The organism is Streptomyces sp. CC224B, assembly GCF_030010595.1.
Classification (GTDB): domain Bacteria; phylum Actinomycetota; class Actinomycetes; order Streptomycetales; family Streptomycetaceae; genus Streptomyces; species Streptomyces longispororuber.
In genome coordinates this window covers 17,654-34,228 of the sequence record NZ_JASCXL010000066.1, presented here as the reverse complement: position 1 = coordinate 34,228, position 16,575 = coordinate 17,654, and the positions used below count along the sequence as shown (strand labels likewise).

At 74.8% G+C, this 16,575-nt stretch carries 13 protein-coding genes; 6 read left to right on the top strand and 7 right to left on the bottom strand.

Annotated features, from left to right (window positions below; genetic code table 11):
* Window positions 1-229 precede the first annotated feature (229 nt).
* Entirely contained in the window at window positions 230-1,264 is a 1,035-nt protein-coding gene (locus QK440_RS25110; RefSeq protein WP_282795467.1) for a phosphotransferase family protein, read from the top strand.
* 8 nt (window positions 1,265-1,272) lie between these two features.
* Complete coding sequence (locus QK440_RS25105) at window positions 1,273-2,487, top strand: acyl-CoA dehydrogenase family protein (protein WP_282795466.1); 1,215 nt, start codon at window positions 1,273-1,275, stop codon at window positions 2,485-2,487.
* Between the two features lie 114 nt (window positions 2,488-2,601).
* Here QK440_RS25105 and QK440_RS25100 read toward each other — a convergent pair whose 3' ends face one another.
* Both QK440_RS25100 and QK440_RS25095 read right to left on the bottom strand, forming a co-directional pair.
* Complete coding sequence (locus QK440_RS25100) at window positions 2,602-3,195, bottom strand: TetR/AcrR family transcriptional regulator (protein ID WP_282795465.1); 594 nt, start codon at window positions 3,193-3,195, stop codon at window positions 2,602-2,604.
* A 161-nt stretch (window positions 3,196-3,356) separates the two neighbouring features.
* Complete coding sequence (locus QK440_RS25095; protein ID WP_282795464.1) at window positions 3,357-4,124, bottom strand: SDR family oxidoreductase; 768 nt, start codon at window positions 4,122-4,124, stop codon at window positions 3,357-3,359.
* Between the two features lie 307 nt (window positions 4,125-4,431).
* Between QK440_RS25095 and QK440_RS25090 the strand changes: the two genes are divergently transcribed.
* Window positions 4,432-5,799: an erythromycin esterase family protein gene (locus QK440_RS25090; RefSeq protein ID WP_282795463.1), complete on the top strand. Its 1,368-nt coding sequence runs from the start codon at window positions 4,432-4,434 to the stop codon at window positions 5,797-5,799.
* A gap of 88 nt (window positions 5,800-5,887) precedes the next feature.
* Window positions 5,888-7,192, top strand: coding sequence for a serine-threonine protein kinase (locus QK440_RS25085; protein ID WP_282795462.1), 1,305 nt, complete (start codon window positions 5,888-5,890; stop codon window positions 7,190-7,192).
* A gap of 58 nt (window positions 7,193-7,250) precedes the next feature.
* Here QK440_RS25085 and QK440_RS25080 read toward each other — a convergent pair whose 3' ends face one another.
* On the bottom strand, window positions 7,251-10,130 hold the full coding sequence (locus QK440_RS25080; RefSeq protein WP_282795461.1) for a penicillin acylase family protein: 2,880 nt from the start codon (window positions 10,128-10,130) through the stop codon (window positions 7,251-7,253).
* Between the two features lie 357 nt (window positions 10,131-10,487).
* Here QK440_RS25080 and QK440_RS25075 point away from each other — a divergent pair, with 357 nt between their 5' ends.
* On the top strand, window positions 10,488-11,096 hold the full coding sequence (locus QK440_RS25075) for a hypothetical protein (RefSeq protein ID WP_190138670.1): 609 nt from the start codon (window positions 10,488-10,490) through the stop codon (window positions 11,094-11,096).
* Between the two features lie 13 nt (window positions 11,097-11,109).
* Here QK440_RS25075 and QK440_RS25070 read toward each other — a convergent pair whose 3' ends face one another.
* Window positions 11,110-11,628: a hypothetical protein gene (locus QK440_RS25070; RefSeq protein WP_282795460.1), complete on the bottom strand. Its 519-nt coding sequence runs from the start codon at window positions 11,626-11,628 to the stop codon at window positions 11,110-11,112.
* A gap of 32 nt (window positions 11,629-11,660) precedes the next feature.
* Between QK440_RS25070 and QK440_RS25065 the strand changes: the two genes are divergently transcribed.
* On the top strand, window positions 11,661-12,386 hold the full coding sequence (locus QK440_RS25065; RefSeq protein ID WP_282795459.1) for a 3-keto-5-aminohexanoate cleavage protein: 726 nt from the start codon (window positions 11,661-11,663) through the stop codon (window positions 12,384-12,386).
* A 115-nt stretch (window positions 12,387-12,501) separates the two neighbouring features.
* Here the strand turns inward: QK440_RS25065 and QK440_RS25060 are convergent, their stop codons facing one another.
* The 3 genes from QK440_RS25060 to QK440_RS25050 all read right to left on the bottom strand — a co-directional run bounded on the left by QK440_RS25060 (window position 12,502) and on the right by QK440_RS25050 (window position 16,387).
* Window positions 12,502-13,815: a cytochrome P450 gene (locus tag QK440_RS25060; RefSeq protein WP_282795458.1), complete on the bottom strand. Its 1,314-nt coding sequence runs from the start codon at window positions 13,813-13,815 to the stop codon at window positions 12,502-12,504.
* Window positions 13,816-13,895: 80 nt separating this feature from the next.
* Window positions 13,896-15,125, bottom strand: a complete 1,230-nt coding sequence (locus QK440_RS25055) for an NAD(P)/FAD-dependent oxidoreductase (protein WP_282795457.1) — start codon at window positions 15,123-15,125, stop codon at window positions 13,896-13,898.
* Entirely contained in the window at window positions 15,122-16,387 is a 1,266-nt protein-coding gene (locus tag QK440_RS25050) for an acyltransferase (RefSeq protein WP_282795456.1), read from the bottom strand. The genes QK440_RS25055 and QK440_RS25050 overlap by 4 nt, the downstream gene beginning before the upstream one ends.
* Window positions 16,388-16,575 lie beyond the last annotated feature (188 nt).

Below are 16,575 nucleotides of genomic sequence, written 5' to 3'. Positions count from 1 at the left end.
GACCCCGGCCTCCCCGGCGGCCACCGCGATCCTGATCACGTTCGGGCACCCCCTCTGGACGACATACCGACTGGTCGGCATCATGAACGCCGACGCACATGACCGCTGACGCAGGTGAACGCCGACGCACATGAACGCCGACGCACATGAACGCCGAAGTGCATGAACGCCGAAGCACCGTCCGTCCGCCTGTCCGCCGCCCGTCCGCAACGATCAGGAGCGATCCGCCATGAGCGCTGACCATCCGCCCGGCCTCGACCTCGACCGGCTGCGCGACCACCTGGACCGCGCGCGCCCGGGGCTGCTCGGCCGGGGCCCGCTCACGGCCCGCCTGATCGAGGGCGGCCGGTCGAACCTCACGTACACCGTCACGGACGGCGACGCCCGCTGGGTGGTACGGCGTCCGCCGCTGGGCCACGTGCTGGCCACCGCGCACGACATGCGGCGCGAGCACCGGGTGATCAGCGCGCTGCACCCGACGGCGGTGCCGGTGCCGCGCCCGGTGCTGCTGTGCGAGGACGAGGCGGTCCTCGGGGCGCCGTTCTACGTCATGGAGTTCGTGGCGGGCACGCCCTACCGCACGGCCGAACAGCTCCTGCCGCTCGGGCCCGAGCGCACCCGGGCCGTGGTGCTCGGGCTCGTCGACGCGCTCGTGGACCTGCACGCCGTGGACCCGCGGGAGGTGGGCCTCGAGGACTTCGGGCGGCCCGAGGGGTTCCTCGACCGGCAGCTCCGCCGCTGGGGCAAGCAGCTCGCGGCCTCCCGCGGGCGCGAGCTGCCCGGCATCGACGAGCTGCACGCGGCGCTCGGCCGGACGCTGCCCGCCTCGCCCGCGCCCGCCGTCGTCCACGGCGACTTCCGCCTGGACAACGTCCTCATCGAGTCCTCGGACGGGACCGACCGCATCGCGGCCGTCCTCGACTGGGAGATGTCGACGCTCGGCGACCCGCTGACGGACCTGGGGCTGCTCGCGATGTACAGCGTGCGCCTGGAGGTGCCCGACTCCCCCGTCAGCACCACGGCGGGCGCCCCGGGGCACCCGGACCCGGCCGAGCTGGTCGAGCGGTACGCCGCCCGCTCGGGGCGGGACGTGTCCGCCGTTCCCTGGTACACGGCGTTCGCGTGGTTCAAGCTCGCCGTGATCCTGGAGGGCATCCACTACCGCTACACCCAGGGCCAGACGGTCGGCTCGGGCTTCGACCGCATCGGCGAGCTGGTGCCCCTGTTCATCGAGCACGGCCTCACGACCCTTCAGGAAGGCTGACCCGACCCATGGACTTCGCGTTCGACGCCCGCACCGAGGAGCTGCGCGGCAGGCTGCTCGCCTTCATGGACGAGCACGTGTACCCGGCCGAGCGGGTCGCCCACGAGCAGCGCGCCGCGCTGGCCTCGCCCTGGGACACCCCCGCCGTGGTGGAGGAGCTGAAGGCCGAGGCCCGCCGCCAGGGCCTGTGGAACCTCTTCCTGCCGGACACCGAGCACGGCGCCGGCCTGACGAACCTCCAGTACGCGCCGCTGGCCGAGATCAGCGGCCGCAGCCCGCAGTTGGCGCCCACGGCCCTCAACTGCGCGGCGCCGGACACCGGCAACATGGAGGTGCTCGCCCAGTTCGGCACCGAGGAGCAGCGGAAGCGGTGGCTCCGGCCGCTGCTCGCGGGCGAGATCCGCTCGGCGTTCGCCATGACCGAGCCGGACGTCGCCTCCTCGGACGCCACCAACATCACCACGCGCATCCGGCGCGACGGCGACACGTACGTGATCACCGGCCGCAAGTGGTACATCTCCGGGGCGATGAACCCTGACTGCGAGGTCTTCATCGTCATGGGCAAGACCGACCCGCACGGCCCGGACGTCCGCCGCCAGCAGTCGATGGTCCTGGTGCCGCGCGACACCCCCGGCGTCGAGGTGCGCCGCGCCATGACGGTGTACGGGTACGAGGACCACTACCACGGGGGCCACGCGGAGGTCGTCTTCGACGAGGCCCGCGTGCCCGTGGAGAACCTCGTCGGCGAGGAGGGCGGCGGCTTCGCCATCGCCCAGGCGCGGCTCGGTCCCGGCCGCATCCACCACTGCATGCGGCTCATCGGCATGGCCGAGCGGGCCATCGACCTGATGTGCGCGCGGGCCGTGGGCCGTACGGCCTTCGGCAAGCCGCTGGCCGCGCAGGGTGTGGTCCAGCAGTGGATCGCCGACGCGCGCGTCACGGTCGAGCAACTGCGGCTGCTCGTGCTGAAGACGGCGTGGCTGATGGACACCGTGGGCAACAAGGGCGCGCACACGGAGATCCAGGCCATCAAGATCGCCACCCCGCGGGCGGTGGTGGACATCCTGGACCACGCCGTGCAGGTGCACGGGGCGGGCGGGGTGAGTCAGGACTTCCCGCTGGCGGAGCTGTGGGCCGCGGCGCGGACGCTGCGGCTGGCCGACGGGCCCGACGAGGTGCACCAGCGGTCGCTGGCGCGGCGGGAGCTCAAGCGGTTCGCGTAGCCGCGGGCCGGGCCGGACCCCGTCGTGCCGCCCTGGTCCCCCGCGGGGCGGCACCTCGGGCTGTGCCCACCCGTTCCGCCCCGCGGAACGATTGCCCACAGCGGTGGCGGCACGTCACGGCCGTAGCGCTCGCAGGAGCAGGTCCGCCAGGTGGTCCGCCACCTGGCGGGGGGTCAGGGGGCCGTCGGGGCGGTACCAGGTGGAGAGGTGGTGGACGGAGCCGAAGTGGTAGTCCACCACCAGGTCCGCGGGGGTCGCCGAGGAGAAGACGCCCGCCTCCTGGCCCTCCTCGACCAGCGCGCGGAAGCGCTCGTGGTAGCGGCGCCGCTCGGCCCGCACCTGCTTGTGCTTCTCGGGGCTGAGGTGGTGCATGGACCGGAAGAAGATGGCGGCGTCGTCGAGGTTCGCGATGGTGGTGACGACGACGTCGGCCGCCGCGTCCCGCAGGCGGCGCTCCACCGGCGCGTCCGCGTCCGCGAACGCGTCGAGCCGCTCCTGCTGGACCCGCAGCATGCGCGCGTACACCTCGTGCAGCAGGTCGTCCTTGGAGCCGAAGTAGTGGTAGAGCGCGCCCTTGGTGACGCCGGCCGCCTCCACGATCTCCTGCACGGACGTGCGGTCGTAGCCGCGGTCGGCGAAGAGCCGGGTGGCGGCGGCGAGCAGCCGCTGCGGGACGGGCGTACCGTCCCCGTCCGTCGTCCTGGCCACTGGCCGCCACCTGCCTTTCGTCGTCCCGTTGTACGGGGTGCTCCGGTTGTACCGGGTGCTCCGGTTGTGCCCGGCGCTCCGGTTGTACGGGGTGCTCCGGGTCGTTCGTACGGTCCCCGGTGACAACGCGGATCCCGCCGGAGGATCTTCCCACCCGCCGGCTACGGGAGCCGCGCCGCCTCCCATTTCTGCTGGATGTGGTTCATGCTCGTGAGCCACTCGTCGGGGGCGGCGGCGCGCCGCTCGTAGAACGCGGCGACCTCCGGGTGCGGCAGGATCAGGAAGCGGTCCTCGGCCATGCCGGCGAACAGCGCGTCGGCGACGTCCTCCGGCTCGATCGCGGTGGGCGCGAGGACGAGTTCGCCCGCGGACCCGGCGGCGGTGAGCATGTCGGTGCGCACGCCCTGGGGGCAGACGGCGTGCACCGAGACGCCCCGGTGGCGGTAGGTGAGGGAGAGCCACTCGGCGAAGGCGTAGGCGCCGTGCTTGGTGACGCTGTACGGCGCGGCACCCACCATGGTGAGCAGTCCGGCGGCGGACACCGTGGACACGAAGCGGCCCTCCCCGCGCTCCAGCCAGTGGGGAAGCAGCGCCTGCGCGGCCCGTACGTGCGCCATGACGTTGACCTCCCAGGCGCCGGTCCACACCTGCTCGTCGGCGGCCTCCGTGCCGGGGGCGGGCACGCCCGCGTTGGCGCAGTACACGTCGACCGTGCCGCCGAGCGCGGCCAGCGCGTCGGGCACCACGTCGCGGGCGTCGCCCGGCACGGCGAGCCCGCCGACCTCCTCGGCGACGGCCGCGGCCTTGGCGGCGTCCAGGTCGTTGACGGCGACGCGGGCGCCGGCCGCGGCGAAGCGGCGGGCCAGCGCGGCCCCGATCCCGTCTCCCGCGCCGGTGACGACGACGGACTTGTCGCGCAAGCTCTCCACGGACGATCTCTCCTCTTCGGCCTCGGTGCCCGTGCCGCACGGCACGCCGCGGCAGCAGACTAACCGGTCGGTATGGAGCCGTGGAAGGGCGCCTACCGGTAAACCGGTAGCCCTCGCGGGGCGTGGTCCCCCCTGCCGGTCCGGGTGCCTTCCGGCTGGTGACGGGCGTGCCCGCTCCGGAATCGTGATCTCCGGCGCGAGCAGCGCGCACCGGCCGCGAGGTGAGGAGTGATCAGCCATGGCACGACGGAAACGACCGGCACGACCGGCACGACGGGTGGGGGCGGCACGGAGGGGGCGTCGCACCGTGGTCCCGCTGCTGGTGGCCGCGGCCGGGGCCGGCGCCCTCGTCGCCCCGGAGTCCGCCCACGCGGAGGCCCATGCCGAGGCCCGCTCGGCGGCCCGTGCCGAGGCCCACGCAGCCGCCGCCCACGCGGCGGCCCGCGGGGACGACCCGGTGCGGGCGCTGGAGCGTGTCGCGCACCCGCTGCGTTCCACCGGCCCGGAGGGCGCCACGACGGATCTGCGGCCACTGGCCGCGATGGCGGGCGGCGCCACGGTGGTGGGCCTGGGCGAGGCCACGCACGGGTCGCACGAGTTCTTCACGATGAAGCACCGGGTCTTCCGCCACCTGGTCGAGGAGAAGGGCTTCACCACCTTCGCCCAGGAGGTGAGCTGGACCACCGGGCTGCGCTTCGACGCCTATGTGCGCGGCGGGCCGGGCGACGTGCGCGCGCTCGTCCACCGCGAGCTGGCGAAGACCCCCTGGGACACCGAGGAGTACGTGGCGCTGCTGACCTGGATGCGGGCCTACAACGACCGGCACCCGCACCGCCCGCTGCGCTTCATGGGCAACGACCTGAACTACCCCGAGACGGGCCCGGAGCTCTTCGACGGCGTCGCGGACTACGTACGGCGCCACGAGCCGGACCTGCTGCCGCGGATCACGGAGCTGTACGCGCCGCTGCGGCGCCTGGCGGACGGCGACGCGCACATGGGCCTGCCGCGGGCGGAGCGCGAGCGTCTGGCACGCCGGGCGACGACGGCGTACCGGCTCCTGGAGGAGCGCCGGCCCCGGCACGGCGGCGAGCGGTTCGCGCTGGCCCTGCAGCACGCCCGGTCCGTGCGGCAGACGGCGACGCTCTACTCCTTCGCGCTGCACACGCCCGACGGGGACCGGCGGGCCATGCTCTACCGCGACCGGCTGATGGCGGAGAACACCGCCTGGTGGCAGCGGTACACGGGGACGAAGGTGCTGCTGTCCGCGCACAACTCCCATGTCGCGTACGTCTCGCACGACCCGCGCTACCCGAAGATGCAGGGCGCCTTCCTGCGCGACCGGCTCGGGACGAAGTACGTGAGCGTGGGCTTCACCTTCGAGCGGGGCGCGTTCCTGGCGATGCCGGACGGCGGGACGCCGTGGAAGACGTTCTCGGTGCCCCCGGCGACGCGGGACATGAACGAGTACACCCTCGACCGGGTCCGCCACGAGGACTTCTACGTCGACCTGCGCACGGTCCCGGGGGCCGCCCGCGCCTGGCTGCGCACGGCCCGGCCGACGTACACGATCGGCGCGGGCTGGCCCGACGGGCCGTACCGCGTCGCGCTCGGGCCCTCGCACGACGTGCTGATCCACCTGCACGACGTCACGGCGGCGCACCGGCAGCGGCCGTGAGCCGTGAGCCGTGAGCCGTGAGCCGTGACCAGCGAGACGGCCCGCCGCGGATCTGGCCAGGGGCCGCGGGCGGCGGGACGATGCGGGCGTGGAACCCTACTGGGACCTGACCTTCGACGCCGACGGCGACGTCCACCCCGGGCAGCGCGACCGGCTGCTCTCCGGGGCGGAGGCCGCGCGGATCACCGACCTGCTGGTGTTCGCGCACGGCTGGAACAACGACCAGGCGCTCGCCCGCCGCCTGCACGGGCGGTTCTTCGCGCCGTTCGCCCGCATCACGGGCCCGGGCGTACGCCTCGGCCACACCGGGGTGCTGTGGCCCGCGATGCGCTTCCCGCGGGAGCGCATTCCCGACTTCGAGCCGACCGGGGGTCCGTACGCCGAGCCGTCCGTGCCGTCCGGGGCCGCGGCGCCCCCGCAGGCCGCCGCCCCGCCCACGCTGGACGAGCCCACGCGGCGGCTGCTCGCCCGGCTCTTCCCGGGGCCCGAGCAGGCGGACCGGCTCGACCGCCTCGCGCGCCTCCTCCAGGAGCGCTCCGCGGTCCGCTCCCGCGTGGACGAGTTCGCGCGGCACGTCCGGGACCTGGTGGCCGTGCGGGAGACGAGCCCGTTGCACGAGTTCGCCGACGACACCGGCGCGGGCGAGCCCGCGATGCTCACCGACGACGCGGTCGAGGTCTGCGAGGTGCTCGTCGCCGCACTGGAGAGCACCGGCCACCCGGAACTCCTCGGCGGGCCGCGGGACCGCCTGTGGCACGGCGCCCGGGAACTGCTGCGGCAGGCCTCCTACTACACGATGAAGCGCCGCGCGGGCACCGTCGGCCAGCTCGGCCTCGGCCCGGCGCTCGGGCTGCTCGCGGCCGACGTGCCGGGGCTGCGGGTGCACCTGGTCGGGCACAGCTTCGGCGCCCGGCTCGTGTCGTACGCGGTGCGCGGGCTGCCCGCGGGCGCGGGCTGCGTGGCGTCGGTGACGCTGCTGCAAGGGGCGTTCTCGCACTACGCGTTCAGCGAGCGGCTCCCGCACGACCGGTCGCGCGGCGGCGCCCTGCGCCGGGTGCCCGCGCGCGTCGACGGGCCGCTCGTCGCCTGCTTCTCCCGCCACGACGACGCCCTCGGCAGGCTGTATCCGCTCGCCTCCAAGCTCGCCGGGGACTCCGCGAGCTTCCGGGGCCTGTGGGAGCGGTGGGGCGCCGTCGGCTTCGACGGGGTCAAGGCCGTGGACGGCGCCGCGCGCGTACGGCTCGGCGCCGCCCTGCCCCGGCGCGGCTGCGTCAGCGTGGACGCCGCCGCGGTGGTCCGGCGCGGCGGCCCGCCCAGCGGGGCGCACAGCGACATCTGCCACGAGGAGCTGGCGCGGGTGGTCTGCGCCGCCGGGCGGATCGCCGGGGCCTGAGCGCCCCCGCGGGGTCCCGCGGGGGCGAGGCCGTGCCCGGGCTCGGCGGGGCGCGGGCTCAGCGGTGCCGGGGGAACTCCACCACCTGCTGGTACGTCGGCCGGTTCTGCCACTGGACGGCGCGGTGCGTGATGCCGCCGACGGGGCGGTGGATCACCGCGTCCGCGCACCACTGGTCGCCTGCCGCGCAGGTCCCGTCGCCGGGGTAGACCTCGGACGCCGGGGCGGCCGCGGCCTGCTTCAGGGTGGCCAGGAGCGCCTCGCGGCAGGCGTCGCGCGAGCCGCCGCCGCAGTACGCGGTGCGGCTCCAGCCCTCGGCGGGCCGCCCGAGCACGGTGCGCAGGTCCTTGTCGACGTAGCCCCACCAGCCGTACTGGAAGGCGGACCCGGCGTGCGCGCCGGTCGGCCCGTGCCCCGCCGAGGGCGGCTCGTCCACGCCGAGCTGCGCGGTGAGCGCCCCGTACAGGTCCGCCCCGAGCCCGGGCCGGAAGGCGGCCTCGACGAGCCTCGGCCACCAGGCGTCCATGAGCCGGACGGCGTCGGGGTGGGTGTAGGCGTGCGAGCCCCGGGCGGTCTCCACGCGCCGGGCCCCCGCCGCGCGCCAGGCCTCCAGTTGCTCCACGGCTCTGGCCGGCGCGGGGTCGTCGACGGCCCGGGTGCGGATGACCTCGAGGAGTTCGGGCAGGACCTGTTCGCCGCGCAGGTCGGTGACGGCCGCCTCGGCCATGGCGCGGGTGAGGGAGGCCCGGGTGACGCCGCCGTCCGCGACGAGCTTCCTGACCCGGTCGTCGAGCAGGTCGCCGCGGTGCACGGCGCTCATGCCGAAGCCGCCGGAGGTGTAGTCGGTGGCCTGTTTGTTGTTCCAGGAGATGTAGTAGTCCTGGTTGACCGACTGCGGGTGCGCGGCCGGGGGCGTGAGCGCGGAGGTGTTGTTCTCGGGGTCGAAGTCCCGCCACTCGTAGGCCGGTTCGGCCCGGACGGGGAAGTTCGGGTCGACGTCCGGCGCGCGCTCGGGGTTGGCGCCGCTGTTGTAGTACGCGATGTCGCGGGCGTCGGCGTAGAACCAGTTGAAGGCGTAGGAGATGTGCTGGGCCGCCTTCTGGAAGGACGCGGCGTCCGTGACGTACGACGGGTCGTTGAGCATCTGGAAGCCGATGATCGAGTCGGCCTCGTGGCGGTAGGTGGAGCGCAGCGAGACGTACGCGACGGGTGTGCCGCCGATGGTCGCGCGGTGGGTGACGACGCCGTACTTGGTGCGGAACACCCGCATGCGGTAGGAGCCCGCGGCCGTGGAGTCGGCGAGCGAGGGCTTCCAGGCGTTCCTGCGCTCCAGCTTCTCCATGGGCGTGCAGGCGCCCCGGTAGCGGTAGTGCGCCGACTCCTTGGTGGGGTCTCCGCCGCCGGGTTCGCACAGCTCCACGGCGTAGGTGTCGGTGATGTCCTGGGTCGCGGAGGTCGCCGACCACGCGTAGTCCTGGCCCCGGCCGAGCTGGACGTACATGCCGACGCCCGCGAACGACACGCCGCGCGCGCTGATGCCGGGTCCCTGGAGCTCCTGCTGCATCAGCAACTGCGGCGCGAAGTAGCCGGTCTGCGGGCCGAACACGGCGACGGGGTGGCCGCTCGCGGTGTGCCTCCCGGAGACCAGGAGGGCGTTGGACATGCCCTTGCGCCCGGCGGCGGCCCTGCCGAACAGGTCGGCGGGCAGCACCCCGTCGTCGTACACGCCCTGCAAGGGCCTGAGCTTCCGCGGTGCTCTCACGGGGGCCTTGGCCGGGGTCCGCGCGCCGCCCTCGCGGTCGTACACCAGTTGCTCGCGCCGCACCGAGCCCGGGTCGGGCAGCGCGGTGCCGCGCGCGTGCTCCGGCCTGCCCGCGTACGGGAAGCGGCTGCCGTCGTGGAGGGTCTGCACCGTCTCGGGGTCGTTGCGGGCGCGGAAGTCCTCCCAGACCTCGGTGCCCTTCTCGACGCCGTACGTCCGCTGCGCGGCGAGCAGCGAGAGCGCGGACTCGACCTCTCCGCCGCCGCCGTTGCCGAACAGGCCGCCGACCACGGAGGCCAGGGCGATCATGTCGGTGACCTTGAAGGGCTCGATCTCGCCCGCGTTGGTGATCGCGTCGATCTTGCCGGTGAGCACGTACTCGCCGGGGAAGGTGCGGCTGTCCTTGGCCTTCCGGCGGTAGGCGTTGAGGCCGTCGACGTACGCCTGGGCGTCCGCCATGGCCTGCCGGCCGCGCTCGCCCCGGGTGTCCCTGATGTACGCGACCTGCCGCTCCAGGTCCTGCTCGGTGTACGGGGCCTGCGGCCAGAACTGCTGCTCCAGGCCCTGGTTGGCCGGGGCGCCGCCTGCGAACGGGGTGAGCTGCCCGCGGCCGATGTGCCGGAACAGGTCGATGAGCCACAGCCGGTCCTGGCCCGCCGCGTAGCCCGCGCCGAACTCGGTGCCGTAGCGGGTGGTGCCCTGGACGTGCGGGATGCCGTACTTTTTGTCCCGGGTGATCGTCACGTCGGCGCGCGGCCGGGTGACGGAGGCGACCTGGTCCGGGGCGACGCCGAAGGAGGCGTCGCCGAAGAACGCGCCGAGCTTGTCGTCGGTCAGCGAGGGGTGGGCGGTGGCGAGGGCGTCGTAGGGGCCCAGCTGGTCGTCCGCGTGGGCGGGCCGGGTGCCGAGCAGGCGGTGGCTGAGGATCTCGGCGAGGGTGGCGCTGCCGTTGGTGCCGGGCGGCAGGATGTCGGCGCACCGGCCGCCGCAGTGGGCGGGGGCGGCGGGCGGCGCCGCGGCGGGCCGTGCGGGGGTGGTCGGTGGCGGGGCCTGCCGCGCGGCGGCCGGCTGGGCGGCGGCGGTCGCGCCGGGGCCGGGCGGGAGCAGCAGGGCGGCGCCGAGGGCCAGGGCCGCCGCTGTGGTGAGGGATCTGAGCCGTGCGCTGCGTCGTCGCATGGATGCTCCTCCGGGGGCCGTCGGGCCGTCGCGGCGGAGGTTACTGCCGGGTTGCCGAACCTTGAAGACGCGCGGGGCCGGCCTTTTCACCGTCGCCGCACCCCGGCCCGGGGCGAGGGCGGTCCTGCCGCTCGCCGGGCGGCGGGGGCGGCAGGTGTCCGGCCGCTCGCGGGGTGCCCGCGGGGGCCGCCGCCACGGCACCTCCACATTGCTCACGCATTGACGGGGACCCGCGGGGAACGCGCTGATGAGAAGCCATCGGAAATCGGATGGCACCAAATCGCTTGTCGATACGTCTACTCGATGTCCGCTGGGTCACTGGCGACGTCCGAGAACGTCTGACGGAGGTGCAGGGCGATGGCCGGATTCCGGAGTCTCGCGAGACAGGTACGTGATCCGCAGTGCGACTTGGCGCTGCGCCGGTACTCACTGCGCAAGTGCCTGGAGAGATTCGCCCCCTACGGCCACCGGGCGACCTGGGACCACCTGTGCTCCCGGGCGGGGTTCGGCCCCGAGGACCGGTCGCCCGATCCGGCGCGGCTGGTGGCCGCGCTCGACGAGCTGGAGGCGGCCCGCGACGTGTGGCTCGCCTACGAGGAGGACTTCGCGCGCCGGCGGCGCAAGGAGAAGCACGACGGCCTGCGTCGGCCGGGCAGCGTGGACGACTGGCACCGGTGCACGTGGGGCGGGCACGGGATCGCCTGGTGCGACGACCCCGACGTGCATCCGTCCGCGCCGCTCGCCGAGGTCCTCCGCCGGCTCATCACCGCACTGGAGCGAGAGCCGGGCGCCGCCTGCCCCGTGTGCGGCGACACGGACCTCGAATGGCGTTACGGCCTGGCGCACGAACCGTCGTCGGGTCCCGTCTGCACCGGCTGCGGCATCGTGGTGCCCGCGCCGGTGCTCACGTCAGAGGCGGTGCGGCGCTCGCGGTCCCGGCGGTCGCGGTCGCTCGTGGCCGTCTGAGGGCCCGGGGAGCTCAGGGCCTGATGACGTCCGTCTGGATGGCCACCTTGAACTCGGCCAGCATCAGCGGCGCGGCGAGCTTCACGTCGCCGGGTGCGCGCGCGGATATCTTCAGGCCCACCGGTGTTCCGGGGTGCACGAACATCTGCCACATGTACGCGCGGTACTGACCGCCGCGGGTGGGCACGGTGTCGGTGGTGGCGGTGGAGTCGTAGCCCGTCGACAGGTTCAGCGGGTCGCGCACGAAGCGGGCGCGGTACTCCGATGGCCTGCCGTCGGGGTGCCAGAAGACCAGTGCTGTCAGCGTGGCCCACCCGTCGTGACTCGGCCAGATCAGCCCCGAGCGCGCGTCGGGGAACTTCGACGGCTTGGTGCCCCCGTGCGCCGGGTCGTGCATGTGCCAGGGGTCGTAGGCCTCCTCTCCCACTTCGTACGGGAACCGCACCAGGTGGTACCCGTCGCTGTCGTACGTGATCCGCTGCGGGCCCGACCGTGCCGATTCCCATTTCAACGAGCAGACGGCGACGCTCATCAGCCCTCCCCGTGGTGTGGTGTCATGGCGTCATGCTTCGAGACGGCGCCACGCTCCTGCAGGTGTGTCTGAACGGTGCGCGTACCGCGGGCGACGGCGCGGCCGTGCCGCTGTCGCCCGCCGCGCTGGCGGAGTCGGCGGCCGGGGCCGTCGCCGCCGGAGCGCGTGACGTACATGTACACCCCAAAAGCCCGTGCGGAAAGGACTCGGTCGCGCCGGGTGCGGTCGCGGCCGCCCTGGTGGCGATCCGCGCCGCCGTCACCGTGCCCGTCGGGGTGACCACCGGGGCGTGGGCCGAGCCCGATCCGGCGGCGCGGGCCGCGCGGGTGCGGGAGTGGACGGTGCTGCCCGACCACGCCTCGGTGAACTGGCACGAGCCGGGCGCGGAGGACGTGGCGCGGGCGCTGCTCGAACGGGGGGTCGGCGTGGAGGCGGGGCTCTGGTCCGGTACGGACGGCCCCGAGCGGTTCGCGGCGTCTCCGCTCGGGCCGCGGGTCCTGCGGGTCCTCGCGGAGGTCACCGACCACGACCCGGCGACCGCGGAGGACTCCGCCCGGGCCCTGCTCGACCGGATCGGCCCCGCGCACGGGCGGCCGGTCCTGCTGCACGGCGAGGAGGGCGGGGCCTGGCCGGTGCTCGCCCTGGCGGGGCGGCTGGGGCTGGGGCGGCGGGTGGGGTTCGAGGACACGCTGGTCCTGCCGGACGGGGGGCGGGGGGCGTCCAACGCGGAGTTGGTGAGCGCGGCGTTGGCCCTGTAGGCGGGGCCGCGGCGGGGCGCCGCCGCGTGGCCGGGCTGCCCTCCGTGGCCGCGCCTCGGCGGGGCCTTCCCACCCCTGCCGCCCCGGCGGACGCGCGGCGCGCACCGTCGCCGTACTAGTCCGGTGTGCGTCGGGCGCGGACCTCCAGGACGAAGCGGCGGGGCTTGAGCATGGCGGCGAAGTGCGCGGGGCGGCCGTCGGTCCTGGCCGTGGGCCGCGGGTCCCACAGGTGCACGAGGGTGGCCAGGGTCAGGACGGCCTGGGTCGTGCCGAAGTGCTCCGCGACGCATTTGCGGGCTCCCGCCCCGAAGGGCACGTACGCGCCGCGCCGGGGAGCGGCCCGGTCGGGGAGCCAGCGGTCGGGGTCGAACGCCGAGGGGTCTTCGTACAGTGCCGGGTTGCGGTGGACGGCCGCGGGGCAGACCACGACGGTGCTGCCGGTGGGCAGGTGCTTCCCGGCCAGCTCGACGGGTCGCGTCGTACAGCGGAACACGAACCATGCCGGCGGGTAGAGGCGCAGTGCCTCCGCGACGACTCTTCCGGTGCGGGGCAGGCGGGGCAGGTCGCTGTAGCGGGCGCCGCGTCCGTGCAGGGTCTCTTCGAGTTCGCGGTGCAGGCGGCGGGCGTCGGCGGGATGGCGGGTGAGGAGGTGCAGCGCCCAGCAGACGGCGAGGGCCGAGGTGTCGGTGGCTCCCAGGTACAGCGACACCACTTCCTCGGCGATGTCCCGGTCGGAGGCGGCCGGCATGGCCTGTTCCAGCCGCGCGACGATGCCGTCGCCCGCTGTGGCGCCGTGGCTGCGGCGCAGCTCGCTGATGGTGTGCGTGAGGCGGCGCAGCCGTGACAGTCCCAGGTCGCGGAGGGGACGGGGAGCGGCGAGCCGCCACAGCCCGGTGTCGATGACGGCTACGGCGTGGCGCTGGAGGTCCGCGAGCGCCTCGCGCGGGGCGCGGGAGGCGAACAGGGCACGCGTGACGGTCCGCACGGCCGTGCCGACGAGCGCGGCGTACAGGTCGACGTGCTGGTGGTCGTGCCACTCCGCCGTGGTGGCGGTGATCTCCTCCTCCATGAGCGCGGCCTGGTGCCGGAGCAGGGCGTGGTGGAAGCTCGGCTGGACGGCCCGCCGGGAGCTGCGGTGGTCCTGCCGGGAGCGCAGTGCCAGGCCGTTGCCCAGCAGGCGGCGGGTGGTCGTCCACATGGGGCCGGTCCGGTCGAAGGTGCGGTCGTCGGTGAGGACCTGCCAGACGAGCTCGGGGTGGCAGGGGAAGTACAGGCGCCGTCCCATGACGCGGAGTTCGACCAGGTCGCCGTGCTCGGGCAGGCAGGTCAGGACGTCGAGGGGGGCTCGCGCGAGGTCGGCCGCGTGCCCGACGAGGGGCCAGGCACCGGGAGGTGTTCCTACGCTGAGGCCGGCAGGTGAGGAAGCCATGAGTCGGTCCTGTGTCCAATGGTGTGCTGAGGGGCGGGCGTTCCGTGCCTCGCCCGCCGGTTCGTGGGTCGCGTCCCGCGTCATCGGGCGGTGCTCCGCCGGGCGGCGGGGTCCTGGGCCGCGCGCCGCTGGGCGGGCACGGGGTCGCGCGCCGACGCGATGGCCCGGGCGATGCCCCGCGCCTCGACACCGGCCTGACGCAGCGCGCCGCTGAGGGGGTTGGTGAAGCCGGCGAAGTACAGCTGCGGAGCGGCGGCGGAGGTGTGTGCCCCGTGGACCACGGGGTGGCCGGACCGGTCCAGTACGTCGATGCCGGGCAGCAGCTCTTCGAGCCCAGGGCGGTAACCGGTCGCGGCGATCACGGTGTCCGGAGTCAGGACGGAGGCGTCCGCCAGTACCACCCGCTCCGCGTCGAACCCGGCGACGGCCGCCACGGGCCGGACCCGTCCGGTGCGCACCGCCGCGACGAACCCGTGGTCGAGCACGGGGTTGTTCCCCTCCCGTGCGTTGCGGGTGAAGGGGCCCGCCTGGGGCCGGGCGATGCCGAAGGAGGTGAGATCGGGCACCGTGCACCGCTGGGTCAGGAGTGCGGAACGGTCGCGCCAGGCCAGCGGGAAGGCCCCCATCAGGCGCCCCGCCGCCTGCCACCGGCTGGAGGCGCGCGGCAGGATGTTCGGCGGCGTCCGCACGGCCAGCCACACCTTCCCCGCGCCTTCGCCCGCCAGCACACTCGCGATCTCCGTACCGCTGTTCCCCGCGCCCACCACCAGCACCGAGCGCCCCCGGTAGGACGCGGGCCCGCGATAGTCGGCCGAGTGCAGCAGCGCACCGGTGAACCCGTCCCGCCCCGGCCAGTCGGGGACCCGAGGGGTGTGGCAGCGCCCGGTCGCCACCACCACCGCGCGCGCCGCGAGCACGGCGTCACCGGTGTGCACCCGCCACCGCTCACCCGCGCCGGCCGCGCCGGGCTCGATCCTCCGCACCGCGGTCCCCAGCCGCACCCGGAGCCGGTGGTGGTCGCGGTAGCGCTCCAGGTAACGCACGAAGTCGTCCCGCCCCATCCAGGTGCCGCACCCGCGCGGCGGCGCAAGGCCGGGCAGCCGGGACCTGCCCCGCGCCGTGTGCAGGCGGAGGTGGTCGTAGCGCAGGGCCCAGCTGGTCCCCACGCCCTCGCCGCGCTCCAGCACGAGTGCCGGCACGCCCCACCGCCGCAGCATCGCCGCCACGGCCAAGCCACTGGGTCCCGCCCCGATGACCAGCACGGGCGTGCCGTCGGCCCGGGTCTCGCGGGACTGTGTCGTCCTCGTCATCGGTCTGGCCTTCCTTCCCGCTTCGGCCGGCGTGCGCTCCGGCGGCGACGGCTCGGTCCGCGCTCACGGCTCGCGTCGGTCAACGCCACCCGTGCGTCGGGCGACGGCTCAGGGCACCGGCATTCCGCCGCCGCTGGTGTCCGGGCGGGCGGGGGCCGACGTCCGCTCCGCGCCCAGCGCGTGCAACAGGGTCTTTCGACCAGGACGTACAGCAGCCAGGAGGCCGGCAGAGCGAGCAGGAGGCCGCCGCAGACGGTGACCGCCGTGCCCTGGTTCCCGTAGTGCTCGACGGCCGCGAGGGCGGGTCTGTGGATGAGGTAGAAGGCGTACGACACCTCGCCCAGAAGCACGGCGGCCGGGGTGCGCAGCCACGGCAGGGTGCCCCGGGCCTCGGAGGTGGCCACGGTCCGGACGATCAGGGCCACGGGCACGAGGGTGGCCGCGGCGAGGAGGAAGGGGCGGGGCAGCACCGCGATGCCGGTCAGCAGGCACGCGGCCACCAGCGCCACGGACGGCAGGAGGCCGACGCGGGCCGCGCAGCCGTGCCGGTGCAGTCGGGCCAGGACCATGCCGAGGACGAACTCCGGCAGCCGCGACGGTGGGAAGGCGTAGACGACACCCAGTTGGACGTCGGTGATGTTGCCGCCCAGGAAGCCGCCTGGCAGCGGCCGCCCGCCCAGGCCCAGGGCGATCAGCGGGACGGTCCAGGCCGCGGCCACGGCACCCGCCGCGGCGGCGGGCAGGCGCTGCGGACGGATCCTGGCGACGACCGGGTACAGCAGCGGGAACAGCAGGTAGAAGAGGAGTTCACAGGTGAGGGACCACGTCACGTCGTTGCCGCCGGTGAAGAAGTCCGGCCGGGGGACGAGGGTGTTGAGCAGCAGGGCGTTGGTCAGGTCGCCGGGGAGCCCGGGGGTGACGTAGGGCAGGCCGTTGCCGAACCGGGGCATGCCCGCCGCTCGGAAGAGCAGCATGCAGCCCGCCCACACGACCAGGTGGCTGGGGTAGACCTTCGTGACGCGCCGCCGCCAGAAGGCCTTGGCCGTATCCGTGCCACGCGCGGAGTACGCGAGGACGAAACCGCTGAGCACGAAGAACAGCGAGACCCCCACCGGCCCCAGAAGGAAGAGCGCCACGGGGGCCGAGCCGCCTTCCGGCGCGGTCACGAGCGCGGCGTGGCACACGAACACGGCCAGCGCGGCGACGAACCGCAAGCCGGTGAGGGACCGCAGCCGGGCCGACGGGTCGGTCAACGTGCGCATGGGGCTCCTCGGGGGCGCGGAGCGCCTGCTGAGGCAGGCGTGGTGCCCGGCCGACCGGGCGGGCACGGGGGAATCGGCGCCCCGGCCCGCGGGCGCGGGCTCCGTGCTGCCACCTGGTGACGTGGCACCCCTTGACCGCCGCTCATTCGGTGGCGGCGTCGGGCGGCGAGCCGGACGGCGGTGGGCTG

Excerpts from the sequence above, each read along its gene's own strand:
- QK440_RS25110 (WP_282795467.1), top strand. The coding sequence starts at position 230 with ATGAGCGCTGACCATCCGCCCGGCCTCGACCTCGACCGGCTGCGCGAC.
- QK440_RS25105 (WP_282795466.1), top strand. The coding sequence starts at position 1,273 with ATGGACTTCGCGTTCGACGCCCGCACCGAGGAGCTGCGCGGCAGGCTG.
- QK440_RS25080 (WP_282795461.1), bottom strand. The coding sequence starts at position 10,130 with ATGCGACGACGCAGCGCACGGCTCAGATCCCTCACCACAGCGGCGGCC.
- QK440_RS25075 (WP_190138670.1), top strand. The coding sequence starts at position 10,488 with ATGGCCGGATTCCGGAGTCTCGCGAGACAGGTACGTGATCCGCAGTGC.
- QK440_RS25070 (WP_282795460.1), bottom strand. The coding sequence starts at position 11,628 with ATGAGCGTCGCCGTCTGCTCGTTGAAATGGGAATCGGCACGGTCGGGC.
- QK440_RS25065 (WP_282795459.1), top strand. The coding sequence starts at position 11,661 with ATGCTTCGAGACGGCGCCACGCTCCTGCAGGTGTGTCTGAACGGTGCG.
- QK440_RS25060 (WP_282795458.1), bottom strand. The coding sequence starts at position 13,815 with ATGGCTTCCTCACCTGCCGGCCTCAGCGTAGGAACACCTCCCGGTGCC.
- QK440_RS25055 (WP_282795457.1), bottom strand. The coding sequence starts at position 15,125 with ATGACGAGGACGACACAGTCCCGCGAGACCCGGGCCGACGGCACGCCC.
- QK440_RS25050 (WP_282795456.1), bottom strand. The coding sequence starts at position 16,387 with ATGCGCACGTTGACCGACCCGTCGGCCCGGCTGCGGTCCCTCACCGGC.